The 17,038-nt window shown below is 55.1% G+C and carries 17 protein-coding genes and 1 other annotated feature; of the genes, 4 read left to right on the top strand and 13 right to left on the bottom strand.

Annotated features, from left to right (window positions below):
* Nucleotides 1-17 precede the first annotated feature (17 nt).
* Nucleotides 18-971, bottom strand: coding sequence for a transaldolase (gene tal, locus L3068_RS03130; RefSeq protein WP_014882487.1), 954 nt, complete (start codon nt 969-971; stop codon nt 18-20).
* Nucleotides 972-1,233: 262 nt separating this feature from the next.
* On the opposite strand from tal, the gene L3068_RS03125 reads away from it, so the two are divergent.
* Together L3068_RS03125 and yaaA are read left to right on the top strand one after the other, a co-directional pair.
* Complete coding sequence (locus tag L3068_RS03125) at nt 1,234-2,664, top strand: alanine/glycine:cation symporter family protein (protein WP_023336743.1); 1,431 nt, start codon at nt 1,234-1,236, stop codon at nt 2,662-2,664.
* Between the two features lie 66 nt (nt 2,665-2,730).
* Nucleotides 2,731-3,504 carry a peroxide stress protein YaaA gene (gene yaaA, locus L3068_RS03120; RefSeq protein WP_014882485.1) on the top strand — a complete coding sequence of 258 codons (774 nt, stop codon included), beginning with the start codon at nt 2,731-2,733 and terminating at the stop codon, nt 3,502-3,504.
* Between the two features lie 32 nt (nt 3,505-3,536).
* On the opposite strand, the gene L3068_RS03115 is transcribed toward yaaA, so the two are convergent.
* From L3068_RS03115 to yjjY, 7 genes are all read right to left on the bottom strand, one after another.
* The gene (locus L3068_RS03115; protein WP_045282215.1) at nt 3,537-3,836 is read right to left on the bottom strand and encodes a DUF2502 domain-containing protein; all 300 of its coding nucleotides are present in this window, start codon (nt 3,834-3,836) and stop codon (nt 3,537-3,539) included.
* Nucleotides 3,837-4,125: 289 nt separating this feature from the next.
* On the bottom strand, nt 4,126-5,412 hold the full coding sequence (gene thrC / locus L3068_RS03110) for a threonine synthase (RefSeq protein ID WP_023332051.1): 1,287 nt from the start codon (nt 5,410-5,412) through the stop codon (nt 4,126-4,128).
* A 3-nt stretch (nt 5,413-5,415) separates the two neighbouring features.
* Nucleotides 5,416-6,345: a homoserine kinase gene (gene thrB / locus L3068_RS03105; RefSeq protein ID WP_014882482.1), complete on the bottom strand. Its 930-nt coding sequence runs from the start codon at nt 6,343-6,345 to the stop codon at nt 5,416-5,418.
* Between the two features lies 1 nt (nt 6,346).
* Complete coding sequence (thrA, locus tag L3068_RS03100; RefSeq protein WP_014882481.1) at nt 6,347-8,809, bottom strand: bifunctional aspartate kinase/homoserine dehydrogenase I; 2,463 nt, start codon at nt 8,807-8,809, stop codon at nt 6,347-6,349.
* A 24-nt stretch (nt 8,810-8,833) separates the two neighbouring features.
* Nucleotides 8,834-8,951 (bottom strand) — a sequence feature (Thr leader region).
* Nucleotides 8,890-8,958, bottom strand: coding sequence for a thr operon leader peptide (thrL, locus tag L3068_RS03095; protein ID WP_015572623.1), 69 nt, complete (start codon nt 8,956-8,958; stop codon nt 8,890-8,892). It overlaps the preceding feature by 62 nt.
* A 211-nt stretch (nt 8,959-9,169) precedes the next feature.
* Complete coding sequence (locus L3068_RS03090) at nt 9,170-9,856, bottom strand: tRNA/rRNA methyltransferase (protein WP_117580888.1); 687 nt, start codon at nt 9,854-9,856, stop codon at nt 9,170-9,172.
* Nucleotides 9,857-10,255: 399 nt separating this feature from the next.
* Entirely contained in the window at nt 10,256-10,396 is a 141-nt protein-coding gene (gene yjjY, locus L3068_RS03085) for a YjjY family protein (RefSeq protein ID WP_085928893.1), read from the bottom strand.
* 95 nt (nt 10,397-10,491) lie between these two features.
* Here yjjY and arcA point away from each other — a divergent pair, with 95 nt between their 5' ends.
* Entirely contained in the window at nt 10,492-11,208 is a 717-nt protein-coding gene (gene arcA, locus L3068_RS03080) for a two-component system response regulator ArcA (RefSeq protein ID WP_003856501.1), read from the top strand.
* Nucleotides 11,209-11,257: 49 nt separating this feature from the next.
* On the opposite strand, the gene creD is transcribed toward arcA, so the two are convergent.
* The 4 genes from creD to creA are packed head-to-tail and all read right to left on the bottom strand — an operon-like array spanning nt 11,258 to nt 15,265.
* Nucleotides 11,258-12,610, bottom strand: coding sequence for a cell envelope integrity protein CreD (gene creD / locus L3068_RS03075; protein ID WP_176260872.1), 1,353 nt, complete (start codon nt 12,608-12,610; stop codon nt 11,258-11,260).
* A 56-nt stretch (nt 12,611-12,666) separates the two neighbouring features.
* A complete protein-coding gene (gene creC / locus L3068_RS03070; RefSeq protein ID WP_117580883.1) occupies nt 12,667-14,091 on the bottom strand; it encodes a two-component system sensor histidine kinase CreC in 1,425 nt (474 codons plus the stop codon).
* Nucleotides 14,091-14,780 carry a two-component system response regulator CreB gene (gene creB, locus L3068_RS03065; RefSeq protein ID WP_117580881.1) on the bottom strand — a complete coding sequence of 230 codons (690 nt, stop codon included), beginning with the start codon at nt 14,778-14,780 and terminating at the stop codon, nt 14,091-14,093. The genes creC and creB overlap by 1 nt, the downstream gene beginning before the upstream one ends.
* Nucleotides 14,781-14,794: 14 nt before the next feature.
* Nucleotides 14,795-15,265, bottom strand: a complete 471-nt coding sequence (gene creA / locus L3068_RS03060) for a protein CreA (RefSeq protein ID WP_014882476.1) — start codon at nt 15,263-15,265, stop codon at nt 14,795-14,797.
* Between the two features lie 211 nt (nt 15,266-15,476).
* On the opposite strand from creA, the gene robA reads away from it, so the two are divergent.
* Nucleotides 15,477-16,346, top strand: coding sequence for an MDR efflux pump AcrAB transcriptional activator RobA (gene robA / locus L3068_RS03055; RefSeq protein WP_023336739.1), 870 nt, complete (start codon nt 15,477-15,479; stop codon nt 16,344-16,346).
* On the opposite strand, the gene gpmB is transcribed toward robA, so the two are convergent.
* On the bottom strand, nt 16,343-16,990 hold the full coding sequence (gpmB, locus tag L3068_RS03050) for a 2,3-diphosphoglycerate-dependent phosphoglycerate mutase GpmB (protein ID WP_014882474.1): 648 nt from the start codon (nt 16,988-16,990) through the stop codon (nt 16,343-16,345). The two genes, robA and gpmB, sit on opposite strands and share 4 nt — an antisense overlap.
* Nucleotides 16,991-17,038: the final 48 nt, after the last annotated feature.

The raw sequence follows: 17,038 nt of genomic DNA, 5'->3' as shown, positions 1-17,038 counted from the left end.
CCGGTCACGCAGAATGATTACAGCAGGTCGCCGATCATTTTTTCCAGTTTTTCCTGGTCAATAGCAAACTTACGGATACCGTCCGCCAGTTTGTCTACCGCCATTGGATCCTGGTTGTGCTGCCACAGGAACTCGGATTCGGTGATGCGTTCTGGACGCGCCTTCACTTCACCGGTGTAAGACAGTTTGCGCTCGATGGTACCTTCGCTTTCAGCCAGCTCTTTCAGCAGCGCAGGTGCGATGGTCAGACGGTCACAGCCAGCCAGTTCGATGATTTCACCGACGTTACGGAAGCTTGCGCCCATCACCACGGTCTCATAACCATGCTGTTTGTAGTATTCGTAGATTTCAGTCACGGAAACCACGCCTGGATCTTCAGACGCCGCGTACTCTTTCTTGTCGGTGTTGGCTTTGTACCAGTCCAGAATACGGCCTACGAACGGAGAAATCAGGTATACGCCAGCTTCAGCACAAGCACGCGCCTGCGCGAAGGAGAACAGCAGGGTCAGGTTACAGTTGATGCCTTCTTTTTCCAGCTGCTCCGCCGCGCGGATGCCCTGCCAGGTAGACGCCAGTTTGATCAGGATACGGTCGTTGCTGATGCCCGCATCGTTGTACAGTTTGATCAGACGTTTTGCTTTAGCAATTGACGCTTCGGTGTCGTAGGACAGACGTGCATCCACTTCGGTGGAGATACGGCCCGGGACCAGTTTCAGAATTTCCAGACCGATGTTCACGGCCAGTTTGTCAGTGGCATCCACAACCTGCTGCGCGCGGTCATTGCTCTGTGCTTTCGCCCAGGTCACGGCCTCGTCAATCAGTTTGCGATACTCAGGGATCTGTGCGGCGTTAAGGATCAGAGAAGGGTTAGTTGTGGCATCCTGCGGCTGGTACAGCTTCATTGCCGCGATATCTCCGGTGTCAGCTACGACAGTGGTGAACTGACGAAGGGAGGTCAATTTATCCGTCATGATAGTGTTTCTCTTTTAACGTGCCCTGGATAATTCACGCTACCGACAGCATGCCTGCAGCGGAAAAATGACAGGTTTACTTGTTAGGGGGATGTAACCGGTCTGCCCTGATGATAACACGACGGAGGGGTAGCGCAACCGCAGACAGTGCGCTTAGGCAGAGTATGATAAACTGAGAATATTAACAGGCTGCTAAGCAACAGCATGCCCAATCAGTGGTAGCGCTTACATATTCACATTGGCATCAACAAGAGGGACGTTAATGCCTGATTTCTTTTTCTTTATTAACGAAGTCCTCTGGGGTTCGATAATGATTTACCTGCTCCTGGGAGCAGGTATCTGGTTTACGCTACGCAGTGGGTTTATCCAGTTTCGCTATATTCGCAAGTTTGGCAGAAGTCTGAAAAACAGCGTCACGCCCCATCCGGGCGGACTCACTTCGTTTCAGGCGCTTTGTACCAGCCTTGCGGCACGCCTTGGCAGCGGCAATCTTGCAGGCGTTGCGCTGGCCATCAGCGCAGGAGGGCCTGGTGCAGTGTTCTGGATGTGGGTCACGGCACTTCTGGGGATGGCCACCTCTTTCGCCGAAAGTTCGCTGGCGCAACTCTACAAAGAGAAGGATAAAAGCGGACAGTTTCGTGGCGGCCCGTCATGGTATATGGCGCGTGGCTTAGGGATGCGCTGGATGGGCGTGCTGTTCTCGCTTTTTTTACTGTTCGCATACGGCCTCATTTTTAATACCGTCCAGTCAAACTCGGTTGCCCATGCTCTGCGCTATACCTTCTCCTGTCCGGAGTGGCTCACGGGCAGCGTGTTAGCCCTCTTTGTTTTGCTCGCCATTTCTGCCGGCCTTAGGGGCGTCGCCCGCCTGATGCAGTGGCTGGTGCCCATTATGGCCCTGCTCTGGGTTGCCGCGAGTCTGGTCGTTGCAGCACTGCATTTCGAACAGGTTCCTGGGGTCATTGCGTCCATCTTTAAAAGCGCCTTTGGCTGGCGAGAAGTCGCATCAGGCGCGCTGGGCTATACCCTGAGCCAGGCATTGATGGCAGGTTTTCAACGGGGCATGTTCTCCAATGAAGCCGGAATGGGTTCCACTCCCAACGTCGCAGCGGCCGCCTCTTCGTGGCCGCCACACCCGGCTGCGCAGGGTATTGTGCAGATGATTGGCGTCTTTATGGATACGGTGATCATCTGTTCCGCCAGTGCCATGATCCTCCTGCTGGCCGGCCCGGTACCCCATACCTCGGATGCCGTCGGGATACAATTTCTTCAGCAGGCGCTGGTGAACCTGACCGGCGGCTGGGGGGCTGGCTTTGTCTCGCTCATACTGATGTTGTTCTCCTTCAGCTCAATTGTGGTCAACTATCTGTACGCTGAAAACAACCTCATTTTCCTGAGATTCAACGCTCGCCCTGCTATCCTCCTGCTTCGCCTGGGGGTGATACTGATGGTGTTCGCGGGCGCCCTTCTGACGATGCCTATGATCTGGCAGCTGGCGGATGTCATTATGGCGCTAATGGCAATCACTAACCTGACGGCGATCCTGCTGCTCTCCCCCGTTGTGACGCTTATTGCCAAAGATTATCTTCGCCAGCGCAAGCTGGGGGTTGCCCCGGTATTTGATGCATCACGTTACCCCGAAATTGCGTCACAACTTGCCCCTGGCACCTGGGATGATTTGCCCCGGCGATAACAGCTATCGATCAATTCAGGGCGATTTTTTGTTAAAGTCGCTCTAAATTTCCTGCAAGGACTGGATATGCTGATTCTGATTTCACCTGCAAAAACGCTCGACTACCAGAGCCCGCTCGCCACTGAGCGCTATACCCAGCCAGAACTGCTGGATTATTCACAGCAGCTGATCCGTGAAGCGCGCAAGCTCTCTGCGCCGCAAATCGCCTCGCTGATGGGCATCAGCGACAAGCTGGCGGACCTGAACGCGACCCGATTCCATGAATGGCATCCGGATTTCACCCCTGCTAACGCGCGTCAGGCGATTCTGGCGTTTAAAGGTGATGTCTATACCGGTCTGCAGGCGGAAGACTTCAGTGAAGCCGACTTCGATTTTGCCCAGCAGCATCTGCGTATGCTGTCGGGTCTGTATGGCGTACTGCGTCCGCTGGATTTAATGCAGCCGTACCGTCTGGAGATGGGCATTCGTCTGGAAAACGCCAAAGGCAAAGACTTGTACCATTTCTGGGGCGAAATTATCACCGATAAGCTGAACGCGGCGCTACGCGCTCAGGGCGATAACGTGGTGATTAACCTGGCATCCGATGAATACTACAAGTCGGTGAAACCGAAAAAGCTGGATGCGGAGATCATCAAGCCGGTCTTCCTGGATGAGAAAAACGGCAAGTTCAAGGTCATCAGCTTCTATGCCAAAAAGGCGCGGGGCCTCATGAGCCGCTATATCATTCAGAACCGCCTGACCAAGCCGGAGCAGCTGACCGGTTTTAACAGCGAAGGCTATTTCTTTGACGAAGACGCGTCGGGGAAAGGCGAACTGGTCTTTAAACGCCACGAACAGTAAAACAACACCCAGCCTGCTGGCGGGGTGTTGCATTAATGGTGCTTCCAGTCCGGCCCTGGATGGCGATCGTCATGATGATGGTCGTGTCGATCGTCGCGATCGCGATCGCGATGTTCGTCATGCGGGCGCCAGTGGTTATCACGCCAGTCATAATGCGCCTTCCACCAGTCGTGGTCGCGCCAGCGGCCGCCGTCCCAGTAATGCCCGCTGTTGTCCCGGTCGCCAATCTGCAGTTTAACCGCCGGTACGAGGGTGATTTCGGATGCCTGTGCCGCCATGGGAGCGACCAGCACCAGTGAAAGCGCGATGAGTGCAGGTTTCAGTGTAGACATCTGTGACTCCTTATTCTTCTTGCCCAACGTGGGCCGATGTAAGGAGAGTACGCGAGGGGAACGGGGGATGTTATTCTCTGCAATCCTAAACGCTAAGTGACCGCATTTATTGGGAATTTCTGCTTTTTTCCTGCTTTATTCCTCCTTATTTTCTTCACAAAAAAGCCGGGTGGCGGCTTCGCCTTTCCCGGCCTAAAAATCGGTGCTGCTTTTGCCGGGTGGCGCTGCGCTTACCCGGCCTACAAACCCCGTAGGTCCGGTAAGGCGTAGCCGCCACCGGGCAACACAATCACGCGCGAGTCATCATCAACTTACGCAGCGCGGCAAAATCCGCAGGCAGCTCGTGTGACAGCAGCGGCAGGTCGGCACGCTCGGCCAGCTCTTTTGGCAGCGGCAGCGTTTCGCCCAGGATCGCTTCCACGCTCTCTTTGAACTTGGCGGGATGGGCGGTACCGAGGAACAGACCATATTCCCCCGGGTTGAGCTGGTCGCGCAGTGCGCGATACGCAATTGCCGCGTGCGGCTCAGAGGTATATCCCACCGCCTTCAGCTCGCGCATGGTCGCTTTAGTGGTCTCATCCGTCACCGCCGCGTAGCCCAGGTCCACCAGACGCCATACCTTGCGGCGGAACAGCTCTTCCACGCGCGGCCAGTTGTTTGGCTGTGACACATCCATGGCATTGGAGAGCGTCGCCTGCGTCGCGTTCGGTGCCCATTTCCCGTCTTTCAGGAAGCGCGGCACGGTGTCGTTGGCGTTGGTAGCGGCGATAAAGCGCTTCACCGGCAGACCGAGCGATTTCGCCAGTAATCCTGCCGTCAGGTCACCGAAGTTACCGCTTGGTACGGACACCACCAGCTGATTGCGCGCTTCCTGCGGCAGCTGCGCTACCGCTTCGAAGTAGTAGCAAATCTGCGCCAGCAGACGGCTGATGTTGATGGAGTTGGCGGAATTCAGCCCCAGCGCGGCCTTCAGCTCTTCATCATCGAACGCCTGCTTGACCAGCGCCTGACAGGCATCAAAGTCACCGTCGATCGCCACGGTCTCAATGTTGCCGCCGAGCGTACAGAACAGTTTTTCCTGCAGCGGGCTGATTTTGCCTTTTGGATAGAGGATCACCACGCGGACGTTTTTCAGGCCGTAGAACGCATGCGCGACCGCGGCACCGGTATCACCGGAGGTGGCTGTCAGAATGGTCACCGGCTTGTCGCCGCTGATGTGGGTCAGCATCTGCGCCATAAAGCGGCCGCCAAAGTCTTTAAACGCCAGGGTCGGGCCGTGGAACAGCTCCAGACAACCGACGTCAGGCTCCACCTGCTGCACCGGAGCCGGGAAGGCAAACGCCGCACGCACGCGCTCTTCCAGCAGCTCCTGAGGGATTTCGTCGCCGATAAACGCAGACAGAATTTTGGTGCTGCGGGTGACAAAGTCCTGCTTCAGCAGTTCATCAATCTCGGTCAACTGAAATTCCGGCAGGTCATGCGGGAAGAACAGCCCCTGATTTTTGCCCAGCCCCTGAGTCACTGCCTGCGCGAAGCTGACCTGCTCGTTATGATCTTTAAGGTTATAGAGTTTCATTCGTTATCCCAGTACTCGTGCGCCAGCCGTGTCCAGACGGCAAATATGAACAAAGCCTTCCTGATTTTGCAGGTAGTGTTTAGAGAGCCAGTCCGCCACGCGCTGCGCGGTGTCTGGCTTATCGCACAGGGCGAACAGCGTCGGGCCGGAGCCGGAGATGCCGCACGCCTGCGCGCCGATATCCATGGCGGCCTGTCGCGCCTCGTTAAAGCCAGGCAGCAGCTTCGTGCGGTACGGCTCGGCAATGACATCTTTCATCAGCTTCGCCGCCAGCTGCGGCTGACGGGTATAGCAGGCGTGGATAAAGCCCGCCAGATGACGTCCGTGAGCAATACAGTCCTGACGACGATATTGCGCAGGCAGGATCGCACGCGCTTCCGCGGTAGAGACCTTAATCCCCGGATACGCCAGCACCCACAGCCACTCATCAAACCCTGGCACCTGCTGGCTGATGATGCCATTTTCTTCGATCATCAGTTGCATACCGCCAAGGAAGCACGGTGCCACATTGTCGTAGTGGATACTGCCGGAGATACGCCCTTCCAGCTCGCCCATTAACCCCAGCAGGCGGCTGTTATTCAACGGCTTGCCACAGTGCTCGTTCATCGCCACCAGCGCGGCAACCACGGAACAGGCGCTGGAGCCCAGCCCCGAACCAATCGGCATACTTTTTTCCAGCGTCATGGCGACCGGCACGTTTTTGCCGATCTCCTGACAGAAGCGTTCCCAGCACTGATAGACGATATTCTCGCGCGGGTCGGACGGCAGTTTGCTGGCGAATCGGCCCACGTTATTGAGGCTGAAACTCGCCGCTGCCTCAACCGTAACCGTATCGCCCAACAGCGAACCGTCCACCGGCGTGACCGCCGCACCCAGCACATCGAATCCGACGCTCATATTGGCGCTGGAAGCCGGGGCATAAACTTTGACCATGTTAAACTCCTAACTTCCATGACAGGGTACGCAACAGATCGGCAAACACACCCGCCGCTGTAACATCGTTCCCTGCGCCATAGCCGCGAAGCACCAGCGGTAATGGCTGATAATAGTGGCTGTAAAACGCGAGGGCGTTTTCGCCGTTTTTGACTTTGTACAGCGGGTCGTTGCCATCCACTTCGGCAATCTTCACCCGGCACACGCCATCTTCTTCAATGTTGCCAACATAGCGCAATACCTTACCTTCATCACGGGCTTTCGCCACGCGCGCGGCAAAAGCATCGTCAAGCTGGGGTAAATTCGCCATAAAGGTGCTGACATCACCGCTGCTGTCAAACTCGGCTGGCAACACGGGTTCAATCACAATGTCCGAAAGCTCCAGCTCGCGACCGGTTTCGCGCACGAGGATCAGCAGCTTACGCGCCACGTCCATGCCGGAGAGATCGTCACGTGGATCCGGCTCGGTATAGCCCAGCTCGCGCGCGGCGCGGGTGGCTTCCGAGAGGCTCATGCCCTCGTCCAGCTTGCCAAAGATAAACGACAGGGAGCCGGAGAGAATGCCGGAGAAACGCTGCAGTTCGTCGCCCGCATTCAGCAGATTTTGCAGGTTTTCAATAACCGGCAGGCCGGCGCCCACGTTGGTGTCGTACAGGAACTTACGGCGCGACTTGCTCGCCGCCAGACGCAGCTGGTGATAGTAATCCATCGACGAGGTGTTGGCCTTTTTGTTCGGCGTCACCACGTGGAAGCCTTCGCGCAGGAAATCCGCATACTGGTCGGCAACGGCCTGGTTTGACGTACAGTCGACAATCACCGGGTTAAGCAGATGGTACTCTTTTACCAGACGGATAAGGCGACCCAGATTAAACGGCTCTTTCGCCTCTTCCAGCCCGGCCTGCCAGTTTTCAAGATTCAGACCATGCACATTGGTCAGTAGCGCTCTGGAATTGGCAATACCGCAGACGCGCAAATCGATATGCTTCTTCTTGAGCCACGCCTGCTGACGCTTCACCTGCTCGAGCAGCGCGCCGCCGACACCGCCCACGCCAATCAGGAACAGCTCAATGACCTGATCGGTATTGAACAGCATCTGATGCACCACGCGCACGCCGGTGGTGGCATCGTCGTTATCCACCACGACGGAGATAGAACGCTCAGACGAGCCCTGGGCAATCGCCACGATATTGATGTTGGCGCGGGCCAGCGCGGCAAAGAACTTCGCGGAGATACCGCGCAGGGTGCGCATCCCGTCGCCCACGACGGAGATGACGGCCAGACGCTCCTGAATGGAGAGCGGCTCCAGCAACTCCTCTTTCAGCTCCAGATAGAACTCTTCTTCCAGCGCACGGCGCGCGCGCAGGCAGTCGGCCTGCGGCACGCAGAAGCTGATGCTGTACTCGGAAGAGGACTGCGTGATCAGCACCACCGAGATACCGTTGCGTGACATTGCGGCAAAGACGCGCGCCGCCATGCCGACCATGCCCTTCATCCCCGGACCGGAGACGCTGAACATCGCCATGTTATTCAGGTTGGAGATGCCTTTCACCGGCAGGCCATCTTCATCGGAGCTGGCACCAATCAGCGTGCCTGGCGCTTGCGGGTTACCGGTGTTTTTAATCAGGCAAGGGATCTGGAACTGGGCAATCGGGGAGATGGTACGTGGGTGAAGCACTTTGGCGCCGAAGTAGGAAAGCTCCATCGCTTCCTGGTAAGACATCGACTTCAGCAACCTGGCGTCCGGTACCTGGCGCGGGTCGCAGGTATACACGCCGTCGACGTCAGTCCAGATCTCACAACAGTCTGCGCGTAAACAGGCAGCCAGCACGGCGGCAGAGTAGTCGGAGCCGTTACGGCCCAGCACCACCAGCTCACCCTTCTCATTTCCGGCGGTAAAGCCCGCCATCAGGATCATGTGGTCAGACGGGATTTTGCTCGCGGCGATACGGCGGGTTGATTCGGCAATATCAACGGTAGATTCGAGGTAGTGGCCCACCGCAAGCAGTTTTTCAACCGGATTGATGACGGTCACGCCGTGGCCACGCGCTTCCAGCAGGCCAGCCATGATGGCGATTGACAGTTTCTCACCGCGGCAGATCAGCGCCGCGTTGATGCTGTCCGGACACTGGCCCAGCAGGCTGATACCGTGCAGCACATGTTTGATCTGAGCAAACTCCTGCTCAACGAAAGACTTCAGCTGTGCGAGCGGGAAGCCGGGTTGTGCCTCCGCCAGCCCCTGCAGCAGCTCAGCGAAAATACGCTCGGCGTCGCTGATGTTCGGAAGTGCATCCTGACCACCGATGGTTTTTTCAATCATCGCCACCAGATGGTTCGTGATTTTTGCCGGGGCAGAAAGCACGGTCGCAACCTGCCCCTGCCTGGCGTTGCTCTCCAGGATATCGGCAACACGCAGAAAACGTTCTGCATTTGCCACTGATGTACCGCCGAACTTCAACACTCGCATGGTTCTACCTCGTTTCCTTTAGCCGAAAAAAAAGCCCGCACTGTTCAGGTGCGGGCTTTTTTTTGTTTTTCCTGTACGCGTCAGCCCGCATCGTTACCTGTGGTAATGATGATGGTTGTAGTAATGGTGGTAATGCTGATGCGTTTCATGGATGTTGTGTACTCTGTCATTATTATCTGTCTGTGCTGTATTCTTTTAGGGTTAAAGGATCGGGCACCTTAAGTCAATGAATTTTTAATTTGATCACAATTCCGCAGAGACTCACGCCCCGCTGTTTGCCGATTTATTTTCATCCGATTCCCCCAAATGCAACCCTCCATGACAGACAATTTCGCCATAGTAAAAACTTATGACAGCATTTTACTCGGCTAATTTTTTTTCAATATCGTGCAGCAAACGGTGCAACATTGCCGTGTCCCGCTGCTCAAGTCGTCCGAGACGCTGGTGTAGCCAGTCAGCCATTTTTTGATCGTCCGCCACATCCAGCCGCAAGAGCAAGTTATCCACGCGAGCGCGAAGGGCAGCCAGCTGGTTTTCATCGGTTCCTGTATCGGGCGGCTGGGGGATTTGTATTAAGGATGCTAATTGATAGCAATAGACCATGACCGCCTGGCCTAAATTCAGAGACGGATAATCCGCGACCATCGGCGCGCCAGTCAGAACGTCCGCCAGTGCCAGCTCTTCGTTAGTGAGTCCGGAATCTTCGCGGCCAAACACCAGCGCCGCTTTCTCAAGCCACTGGCTTTTCTCTTCCAGCATGGGCACCAGCTCAGCAGGCGTGGCGTAGTAATGGAACTTCGCGCGGCTGCGGGCGGTGGTCGCAACGGTAAACGAAATGTCATGCAGTGCGTCGGCAAGCGTAGCGTAAGTCGTTATATTATCGAGAATATCTCCCGAACCATGCGCCACCCAGCGGGCAGCAGGCTCCAGGTGCGCAGTGCTGTCCACAATACGTAAATCGGTAAAACCCATGGTCTTCATGGCACGCGCCGCAGCGCCTATATTTTCTGCTCTGGCTGGGGCGACCAGTACAATCGACAGATGCATTTATGCTCTCTTTTTAATCAGTTAGCGGGTAAAAATGTGATGCACTTCAACATATTACGCAGCGCAAATTTACAAATTTGCAACACAAATCACCGAAATAGCGTTTCACAACAAATTAAAGACGCTAAACTATTTTGTGTCTGAACAATCAGTTAGAATGTTAACAGAAGACCATTATCCCTATGTTTTATAATGATAATGGCATCATGAATACCCTATTCTGATTGGATTCGCTTCGTTTATATATCAATGTCCGCAACTAGTTGGTTTATTGAAAAATTGTGACAAAGGCTAGCATTCGGCTACGATGATTTCATCAAACTGTTAACGTGCTACAATTGAACTTGATATATGTCAACGAAGCGTAGTTTTATTGGGTGTCTGGTGTCACTTAGCCTGTTATGTTGCTGTTAAAATGGTTAGGATGACAGCCGTTTTTGACACTGTCGGGTCCAAAGGGAAAGTACCCAAGACCAAGCTAATGATGTTGTTGACGTTGATGGAAAGTGCATCAAGAACGCAATTACGTACTTTAGTCACGTTAAGCCGATCATGTTAATTTGCGACATGCATCAGGCAGGTCAGGGACTTTTGTACTTCCTGTTTCGATTTAGTTGGCAATTTAGGTAGCAAACATGCAGACCCCGCACATTCTTATCGTTGAAGACGAGTTGGTAACACGCAACACGTTAAAGAGCATTTTCGAAGCAGAAGGCTACGATGTCTTTGAAGCGACCGATGGCGCAGAGATGCATCAGATCCTTTCTGAAAATGATATCAACCTGGTAATCATGGATATCAACCTGCCGGGCAAAAACGGGCTTCTTCTGGCGCGCGAACTGCGTGAGCAGGCGAACGTCGCGTTAATGTTCCTGACGGGCCGTGACAACGAAGTTGATAAAATTCTTGGCCTGGAAATCGGTGCGGATGACTACATCACCAAGCCGTTCAACCCACGCGAGTTAACCATTCGTGCACGCAACCTGCTGTCCCGCACCATGAACCTGGGCACGGTCAGTGAAGAGCGTCGTAGCGTCGATAGCTACAAATTCAACGGCTGGGAACTTGATATCAATAGCCGTTCGCTGATTAGCCCGAACGGTGAGCAGTATAAACTGCCGCGCAGCGAATTCCGCGCGATGCTGCACTTCTGCGAAAACCCGGGCAAAATTCAGTCCCGTGCAGAACTGCTGAAGAAAATGACCGGCCGTGAACTGAAGCCACACGACCGTACCGTAGACGTGACCATCCGTCGTATTCGTAAACATTTCGAATCTACGCCTGATACGCCGGAAATCATCGCCACAATCCACGGCGAAGGGTACCGTTTCTGCGGAGACCTGCAGGAGTAATCCCGCAGTCAATGCAATAAAGAAAAACGGCGCATTCGCGCCGTTTTTTTTATTTCCAGATCCGCATCGTGTCGTTATCGGGCTCTGCGGGTGGCTCAGGGCGCTTCGGCTGTGAAAGCGAATACCAATCGAAATGCCGGGTCAGGTACATCACGGCGAACAGTGCCAGTGCGAGCACCGCTGACCCCAACAGCAGCGCACTATCCTCCGAGCGCAGCAGAAACCACATCACCACGTCCAGCCCCAGCAAGGCCAGCACAAACAACCCGCTACGCTTCCAGCTTTTTAGCACCGCATGCAGGTACATCCCGTTCATCGCAGCACCCACCAGGCTTGCAACCACCCAGGCAGGCGTAAAGCCGACGTGTTCTGACAGCGCCAGCAGCACCAGATAAAACAGCACCAGCGACAGCCCCACCAGCAGATACTGCATGGGGTGCAGGCGCAGCCCGGTTAAGGTTTCGAAGACAAAGAAGGCCATAAACGTCAGCGCAATGAGCAAAATGGCATACTTGATTGCCCGGTCAGTCAGCTGATACTGATCGGCAGGTGTGGCTACCGTGACGCTAAAAGCCGGGATCGACTCCCACTCAGGAGACTCACTCCCGTTGAACCAGCTCTCAAGGTTGTTCGCAAACCAGCTGCTCTGCCAGTTCGCCTGAAAACCTGAATCACCGATTTTGTGTTTCACCGGCAGATAGTTGCCCATGAAGCCCGGATGCGGCCAGTTGCTGTTCAGCGCCATTTCGCTGTTACGTCCCACGGGCACCACGGCAAAACTCCCCGTCCCCGCCAGATTCAGCGACATCTCCATGGCAAACGTTTTTGACTCCAGCGCTTTATCCGTCAGCGGGATATGAACACCGGAAAGCGCGCCAGATACACCCGAACCCGGCTCTACGCTCAGCGTCTCGCCGTTGATACTGGAGACTTTCACCGTGCCAATACCGCGTGCATCGCCCACTCCAACAACGATAAACGGCTGCCCCAGGGTCATCGTTTCCCCTTTAAGCTGCGTCATTTTTTCGGTGCTGAACTGAGCTTTTATTTTGAGATCGGTGTTCCAGATCTGTCCGTCATAGATGCCGATATTTCGGGACTCAACGCGCTGGTTACCCTCAACAAGCAGCGACTCCGGCAGGATAAAATGCAGATAGCTTTTCTTGTACTCGACCTTCTTCTCATCCTCTAGCTTGTAAAAGATCTCTGTCACCGGAATCGCAATCAGCGGGCCGACCAGTTTTTGCGGTCCGCTGGTGCTCTGGCGAAGCGTATTTTCGACATCATTACGGTAGCTTTCACGCTCTGCAATGAGGTTACTTACCATAAACAGCGGGACTAACAGCAGCAGAATGCACCCCAGCAGGGTGCTTATTTTCCAGAACAGGGGGGATTTCATCATTACGTCTCCTTTGTGATGAAGAGAGCGTAACCAGGCTGTGTGGGGGCAGTTTGAAGTTATGTGAAGGGACGGTGAAGTGTCAGCGTGGCCATCACGCCGCCCTCATCACGATTGCGCAATGTAATCTCTCCCTGATGCAGACGCGCCACCTCCTGCACAAAGGCCAGCCCGAGCCCACTGCTCTTCAGCCCGTTCTCGCGCGGAAGGGAATAGAAGCGTTCAAAAATACGATCCAGCGCGTAATCCGGGATCCCGCTTCCGCTGTCGATGATGACAAGCTGTATCAGCCCCTGCTCTTCCCGGGCCGCCAGTTCAATGGTTCCGCCCTGAGGCGTAAAATCGATGGCGTTATCCAGCAAATTGCCGAGCGCCTGTTCGAGGAGATCGGGATCGCCTTCAACATTAAACGGAACAGGCTGGATAGTCAGCACAATCGCTTTTGCCGATAGCAGGGCCGAGCGCGCGTCAGCAAGCCGGGTAAACAGTGAATTGACCCGGATGACCTCCGGCGTAATCTCGACCCGATTTTCAAGCCGCGCCTGCGCGAGCAGTTTTTCAACCAGCGACTGCATGCGTGCGTTTTGTACCAGAATGTTATCAATAAAGCGTGCTGCCACCTGCGGCGGCGGCTGCTCGGCAAGGATTTCCGCCGCGCCGCGTATGGCCGCCATCGGGCTTTTCAGCTCGTGGGTGAGCGCATGGACATAGCGTTCAATGTAATTTTTCCCTTCGAGACGAATGCGCATATTCTCCAGCGCCTGGGCCAGCTTGTGCAATTCGCTGCTGCCCGGATTAGGTAGCGGGAGAGGCGTGTCGGTGGTCACCGAATCGGCATAGCGCGATAACGTACTGATAGAACAATTGATCCACCAGGCGACAAGGAGACCAATCAGCAAGGCAATGCCGAGCAACGCGCCACCCGCCCAGAGGATCCGCCGCTCGCTGCGGTGGATAACCGGAGCCATCGCGCTGTTCGGTTTCCCGACCGACAGCACGCCGATAATCTTACCCTGCTCCACAACCGGCGCGGCAACATACATTACCGTACTCTCAGGATCGTCTGGATTGCTCTGAGTGCTGCGCGCGCCGTATTTACCGCGAAGCGTCAGCCAGACATCGTTCCAGCGCGAGTAATCTTGCCCCACGGCCAGACCGGCGGAATCAAACACCACTCTGCCCTGCGCATCGGTCATATAGACGTGATACTCGTTACGCACCTTATAGATGCCGCCGAGGTTGGCGCGGAAAGGCCGCTGATGGAGCTGTGAAAAGGCCTGCGCCAGTTTGCCCTGCTGCGCATTCCCCGAAAGAAGATCGTCGCGCCCGATTTCGGCAAGCAAGGTCGCGGTATCGATCAACGTCCCCTCGGTGGCCCTGCGCACGCCGGGCTTCACTTCCTGAACAAAAATCGACAGCACAAACCACGCGGCGATGCCCACGATCAGGAAATATCCCAGCAACAACCGCATCCCAATGCGCATCAGTAAAGGCCCAGACTGTAGCCCATACCCCGATGGGTACTGATGGGAGATTGTTCATCGTTCACCGCCCGCAGCTTGGCGCGCAGGGTTTTGATATGGGTATCCACGGTACGATCGAAGCTGTCGCCGTCTTCACCCCATACCTTGTCCATCAGCTGCTGGCGCGAAAATACCCGCCCGGGGGCCTGTAAAAAGGTTTTGAGCAGCAAGAACTCGTAGCGGGTCAGGGGTAAAACTTCACCGCACCAGCTTATTCGGGCGGCAGGTTCATTTAGCTCAAATTGCCCGATACGCATCGTTTCTGCTGGCGCGGCGTATTTTTGCATCCGCCGTAAAATTGTCCTTACCCGGGCGCAAACCTCTCGCGGAGAAAAAGGCTTGGCGACGTAGTCGTCGGCGCCCATTTCCAGCCCGAGGAGTTTATCCACTTCATCACTGCGTGCCGTGAGAAACAGCACCGGAAGTGACGGATGCTGCGCCAGCAGCTGGCGGCAAAGTTCAAAACCGCTGATGTCCGGCAGCCCAACATCCAGAATGGCGAGCGCCGGGATCTGCCGCCGCGCCTCCTCCAGCACCGGTAAACCGCGCTCAAACGCCTTTACCGCAAAGCCTTCCTGCTGAAGCATGTAGATAAGCGTATCGGCGATACTGGTTTCGTCTTCAACCAGCCAGACCACAGGTTGTTGCATGGTTCATCCCTGAATTAATGCCATGGCATAATCGGCACGGCGCTGATGGCGTTTTTCGGCGAGCCTTCCACCACTTTGTCGGAATAGGCAAGATAAGCCAGCGTATTGCGCTTCGCATCATAGAAACGCACCACCTGCAGCTTTTTGAACACCAGCGATGTCCGTTTCTGGAATACCACGTCACCCTGCGCTTTACCGTTTTTGATTTTATCGCTCAGCTCAACCGGCCCCACCTGCTGGCAGGAGATCGCCGCATCTGAGGTATCTTCCGCCAGCCCCAGACCGCCTTTAATCCCGCCCGTCTTCGCACGGCTGACGTAGCAGGTGACGTTTTTCACATCTGGATCGTCAAACGCCTCCACCACAATTTTGTGGTCCGGGCCAAACATTTTGAACACGGTATCGACAGATCCAATCTGTTCCGCCTGCGCCGCACGGCCAGCAACCAGCAACAGAGCGGTAAGAAGCAAAGTCTTGTATTTCATATTGTTACCATTCTTTAAAATTGCATTGAGCGATTATTCAACACTTTAGACAAAAATGTAGCAAGATCACAGGATTAGAATATATTCGCCCAAAACGGGGGAGAAAAGGCATTAATGCGCAAAAAAAACACTGAATGCTAAAACATCAAAAAATGCTATTATCCGCTAACCTGTTATCAGGCACCTGCTGTTTTAAGGATGAGGATAGTATATGGATCAGGCTGGAATTATTCGCGACCTGCTCACCTGGCTGGAAGGTCATCTCGACCAGCCTTTGTCACTGGATAATGTGGCGGCTAAAGCAGGCTATTCCAAGTGGCATCTGCAAAGGATGTTCAAGGATGTCACCGGTCATGCTATCGGGGCCTATATTCGCGCACGTCGTTTGTCCAAGTCTGCGGTGGCATTGCGCCTGACCGCGCGGCCCATTCTGGATATTGCCTTGCAGTATCGTTTTGATTCGCAGCAGACCTTCACCCGTGCGTTTAAAAAACAGTTCTCGTTGACGCCAGCGCTCTATCGCCGCTCGCCAGACTGGAGCTCGTTTGGTATGCGTCCGCCGCTGCGTCTGGGCGAGTTCGCCATGCCGAAATACGAAATTGTCACGCTGCCGGAAACCCATCTGATCGGTACGACCCAGAGCTACTCCTGTTCTCTTGAGCAGATTTCTGAGTTCCGTCATCAGATGCGTGTCCAGTTCTGGCGCGACTTCCTGAGTCATGCGCCAGCGATCCCACCGATCCTCTATGGTCTCAACGAAACGCACCCAAGCCAGGAAAAAGACGACGAGCAGGAGGTGTTCTACACCACCGCGCTGACGCCAGAGATGGCAAATGGTTATATTCAGGGGTCTAAACCGGTCGTGCTGGAAGGCGGCGAATACGTGATGTTCTCGTATGAAGGACTGGGAACGGGCGTTCAGGAGTTCATCCTGACCGTTTACGGGACCTGCATGCCGATGCTGAATCTGAATCGCCGTAAAGGTCAGGACATTGAGCGCTACTACCCGGCGCAGGATGCGAAACCGGAAGAAGGCCCAATCAATCTGCGGATGGAATTCTTAATTCCGATACGTCGTTAACGCTGCAGTTCATCAAGCGCAGGGGCATCGAGATGCGAAATGTCCCCTGCCATCTCCACGACCCAACCCGACGCCAGCCACGCACTTTCCTGATAATCAATTCGGGAAATAGAGCAGTTGCGCAGACGCAGACGACGTTCAGCATAAGCCGGTAATCCCAGAATGGTGCTCACCAGGCAGCCCAGCGCAATACCGTGACTCACCAGCAGCGGACGGCTACCTGCCGGAAGCTTCAGACATTCCGCCAGTGCGGCATGCATACGCACGCTCAGCTCCTGCATGGATTCCCCCTCAGGGATGCGGCCATCTTCGGTACCGTTGACCAGCGTACGACGCCAGCCCTCTTCCGTTTCGGTCAGCGTATCGATATGGCGTTTTTCCAGCACGCCCATATCCAGCTCGCGCAGACGCGGCTCAAGCATCACGTCACAGCCGCAGGCATCTGCGATGATGCGCGCTGTCTGCTGCGTGCGACCTAAATCGCTGGTGATCACGTGGGTAATGCCCAGCGTCCTGGCACGCTCTGCCACCTGCCACGCTTGCTGGATCCCCTTCTCAGTGAGAGGACTGTCTGACTGGCCTTGAATACGTCGCTCGGCGTTCCACTGCGTCTCACCGTGGCGAACAAGGTATACCTGTAACATGCTTTTTTTCCGTTATACTGCGATGAGTTTTTTTTGAATCGAGCTTAA

It is taken from the genome of Enterobacter cloacae complex sp. ECL414, from assembly GCF_021869685.1.
Lineage (GTDB): Bacteria > Pseudomonadota > Gammaproteobacteria > Enterobacterales > Enterobacteriaceae > Enterobacter > Enterobacter kobei.
The sequence above is the reverse complement of the archived record's forward strand: the minus strand, read 5'-3'. Positions and strand labels throughout refer to the sequence as shown.

Coding starts and splice junctions, on each gene's coding strand:
- tal (WP_014882487.1), bottom strand. CDS start 971: ATGACGGATAAATTGACCTCCCTTCGTCAGTTCACCACTGTCGTAGCT.
- L3068_RS03125 (WP_023336743.1), top strand. CDS start 1,234: ATGCCTGATTTCTTTTTCTTTATTAACGAAGTCCTCTGGGGTTCGATA.
- yaaA (WP_014882485.1), top strand. CDS start 2,731: ATGCTGATTCTGATTTCACCTGCAAAAACGCTCGACTACCAGAGCCCG.
- L3068_RS03115 (WP_045282215.1), bottom strand. CDS start 3,836: ATGTCTACACTGAAACCTGCACTCATCGCGCTTTCACTGGTGCTGGTC.
- thrC (WP_023332051.1), bottom strand. CDS start 5,412: ATGAAACTCTATAACCTTAAAGATCATAACGAGCAGGTCAGCTTCGCG.
- thrB (WP_014882482.1), bottom strand. CDS start 6,345: ATGGTCAAAGTTTATGCCCCGGCTTCCAGCGCCAATATGAGCGTCGGA.
- thrA (WP_014882481.1), bottom strand. CDS start 8,809: ATGCGAGTGTTGAAGTTCGGCGGTACATCAGTGGCAAATGCAGAACGT.
- L3068_RS03090 (WP_117580888.1), bottom strand. CDS start 9,856: ATGCATCTGTCGATTGTACTGGTCGCCCCAGCCAGAGCAGAAAATATA.
- arcA (WP_003856501.1), top strand. CDS start 10,492: ATGCAGACCCCGCACATTCTTATCGTTGAAGACGAGTTGGTAACACGC.
- creD (WP_176260872.1), bottom strand. CDS start 12,610: ATGATGAAATCCCCCCTGTTCTGGAAAATAAGCACCCTGCTGGGGTGC.
- creC (WP_117580883.1), bottom strand. CDS start 14,091: ATGCGCATTGGGATGCGGTTGTTGCTGGGATATTTCCTGATCGTGGGC.
- creB (WP_117580881.1), bottom strand. CDS start 14,780: ATGCAACAACCTGTGGTCTGGCTGGTTGAAGACGAAACCAGTATCGCC.
- creA (WP_014882476.1), bottom strand. CDS start 15,265: ATGAAATACAAGACTTTGCTTCTTACCGCTCTGTTGCTGGTTGCTGGC.
- robA (WP_023336739.1), top strand. CDS start 15,477: ATGGATCAGGCTGGAATTATTCGCGACCTGCTCACCTGGCTGGAAGGT.
- gpmB (WP_014882474.1), bottom strand. CDS start 16,990: ATGTTACAGGTATACCTTGTTCGCCACGGTGAGACGCAGTGGAACGCC.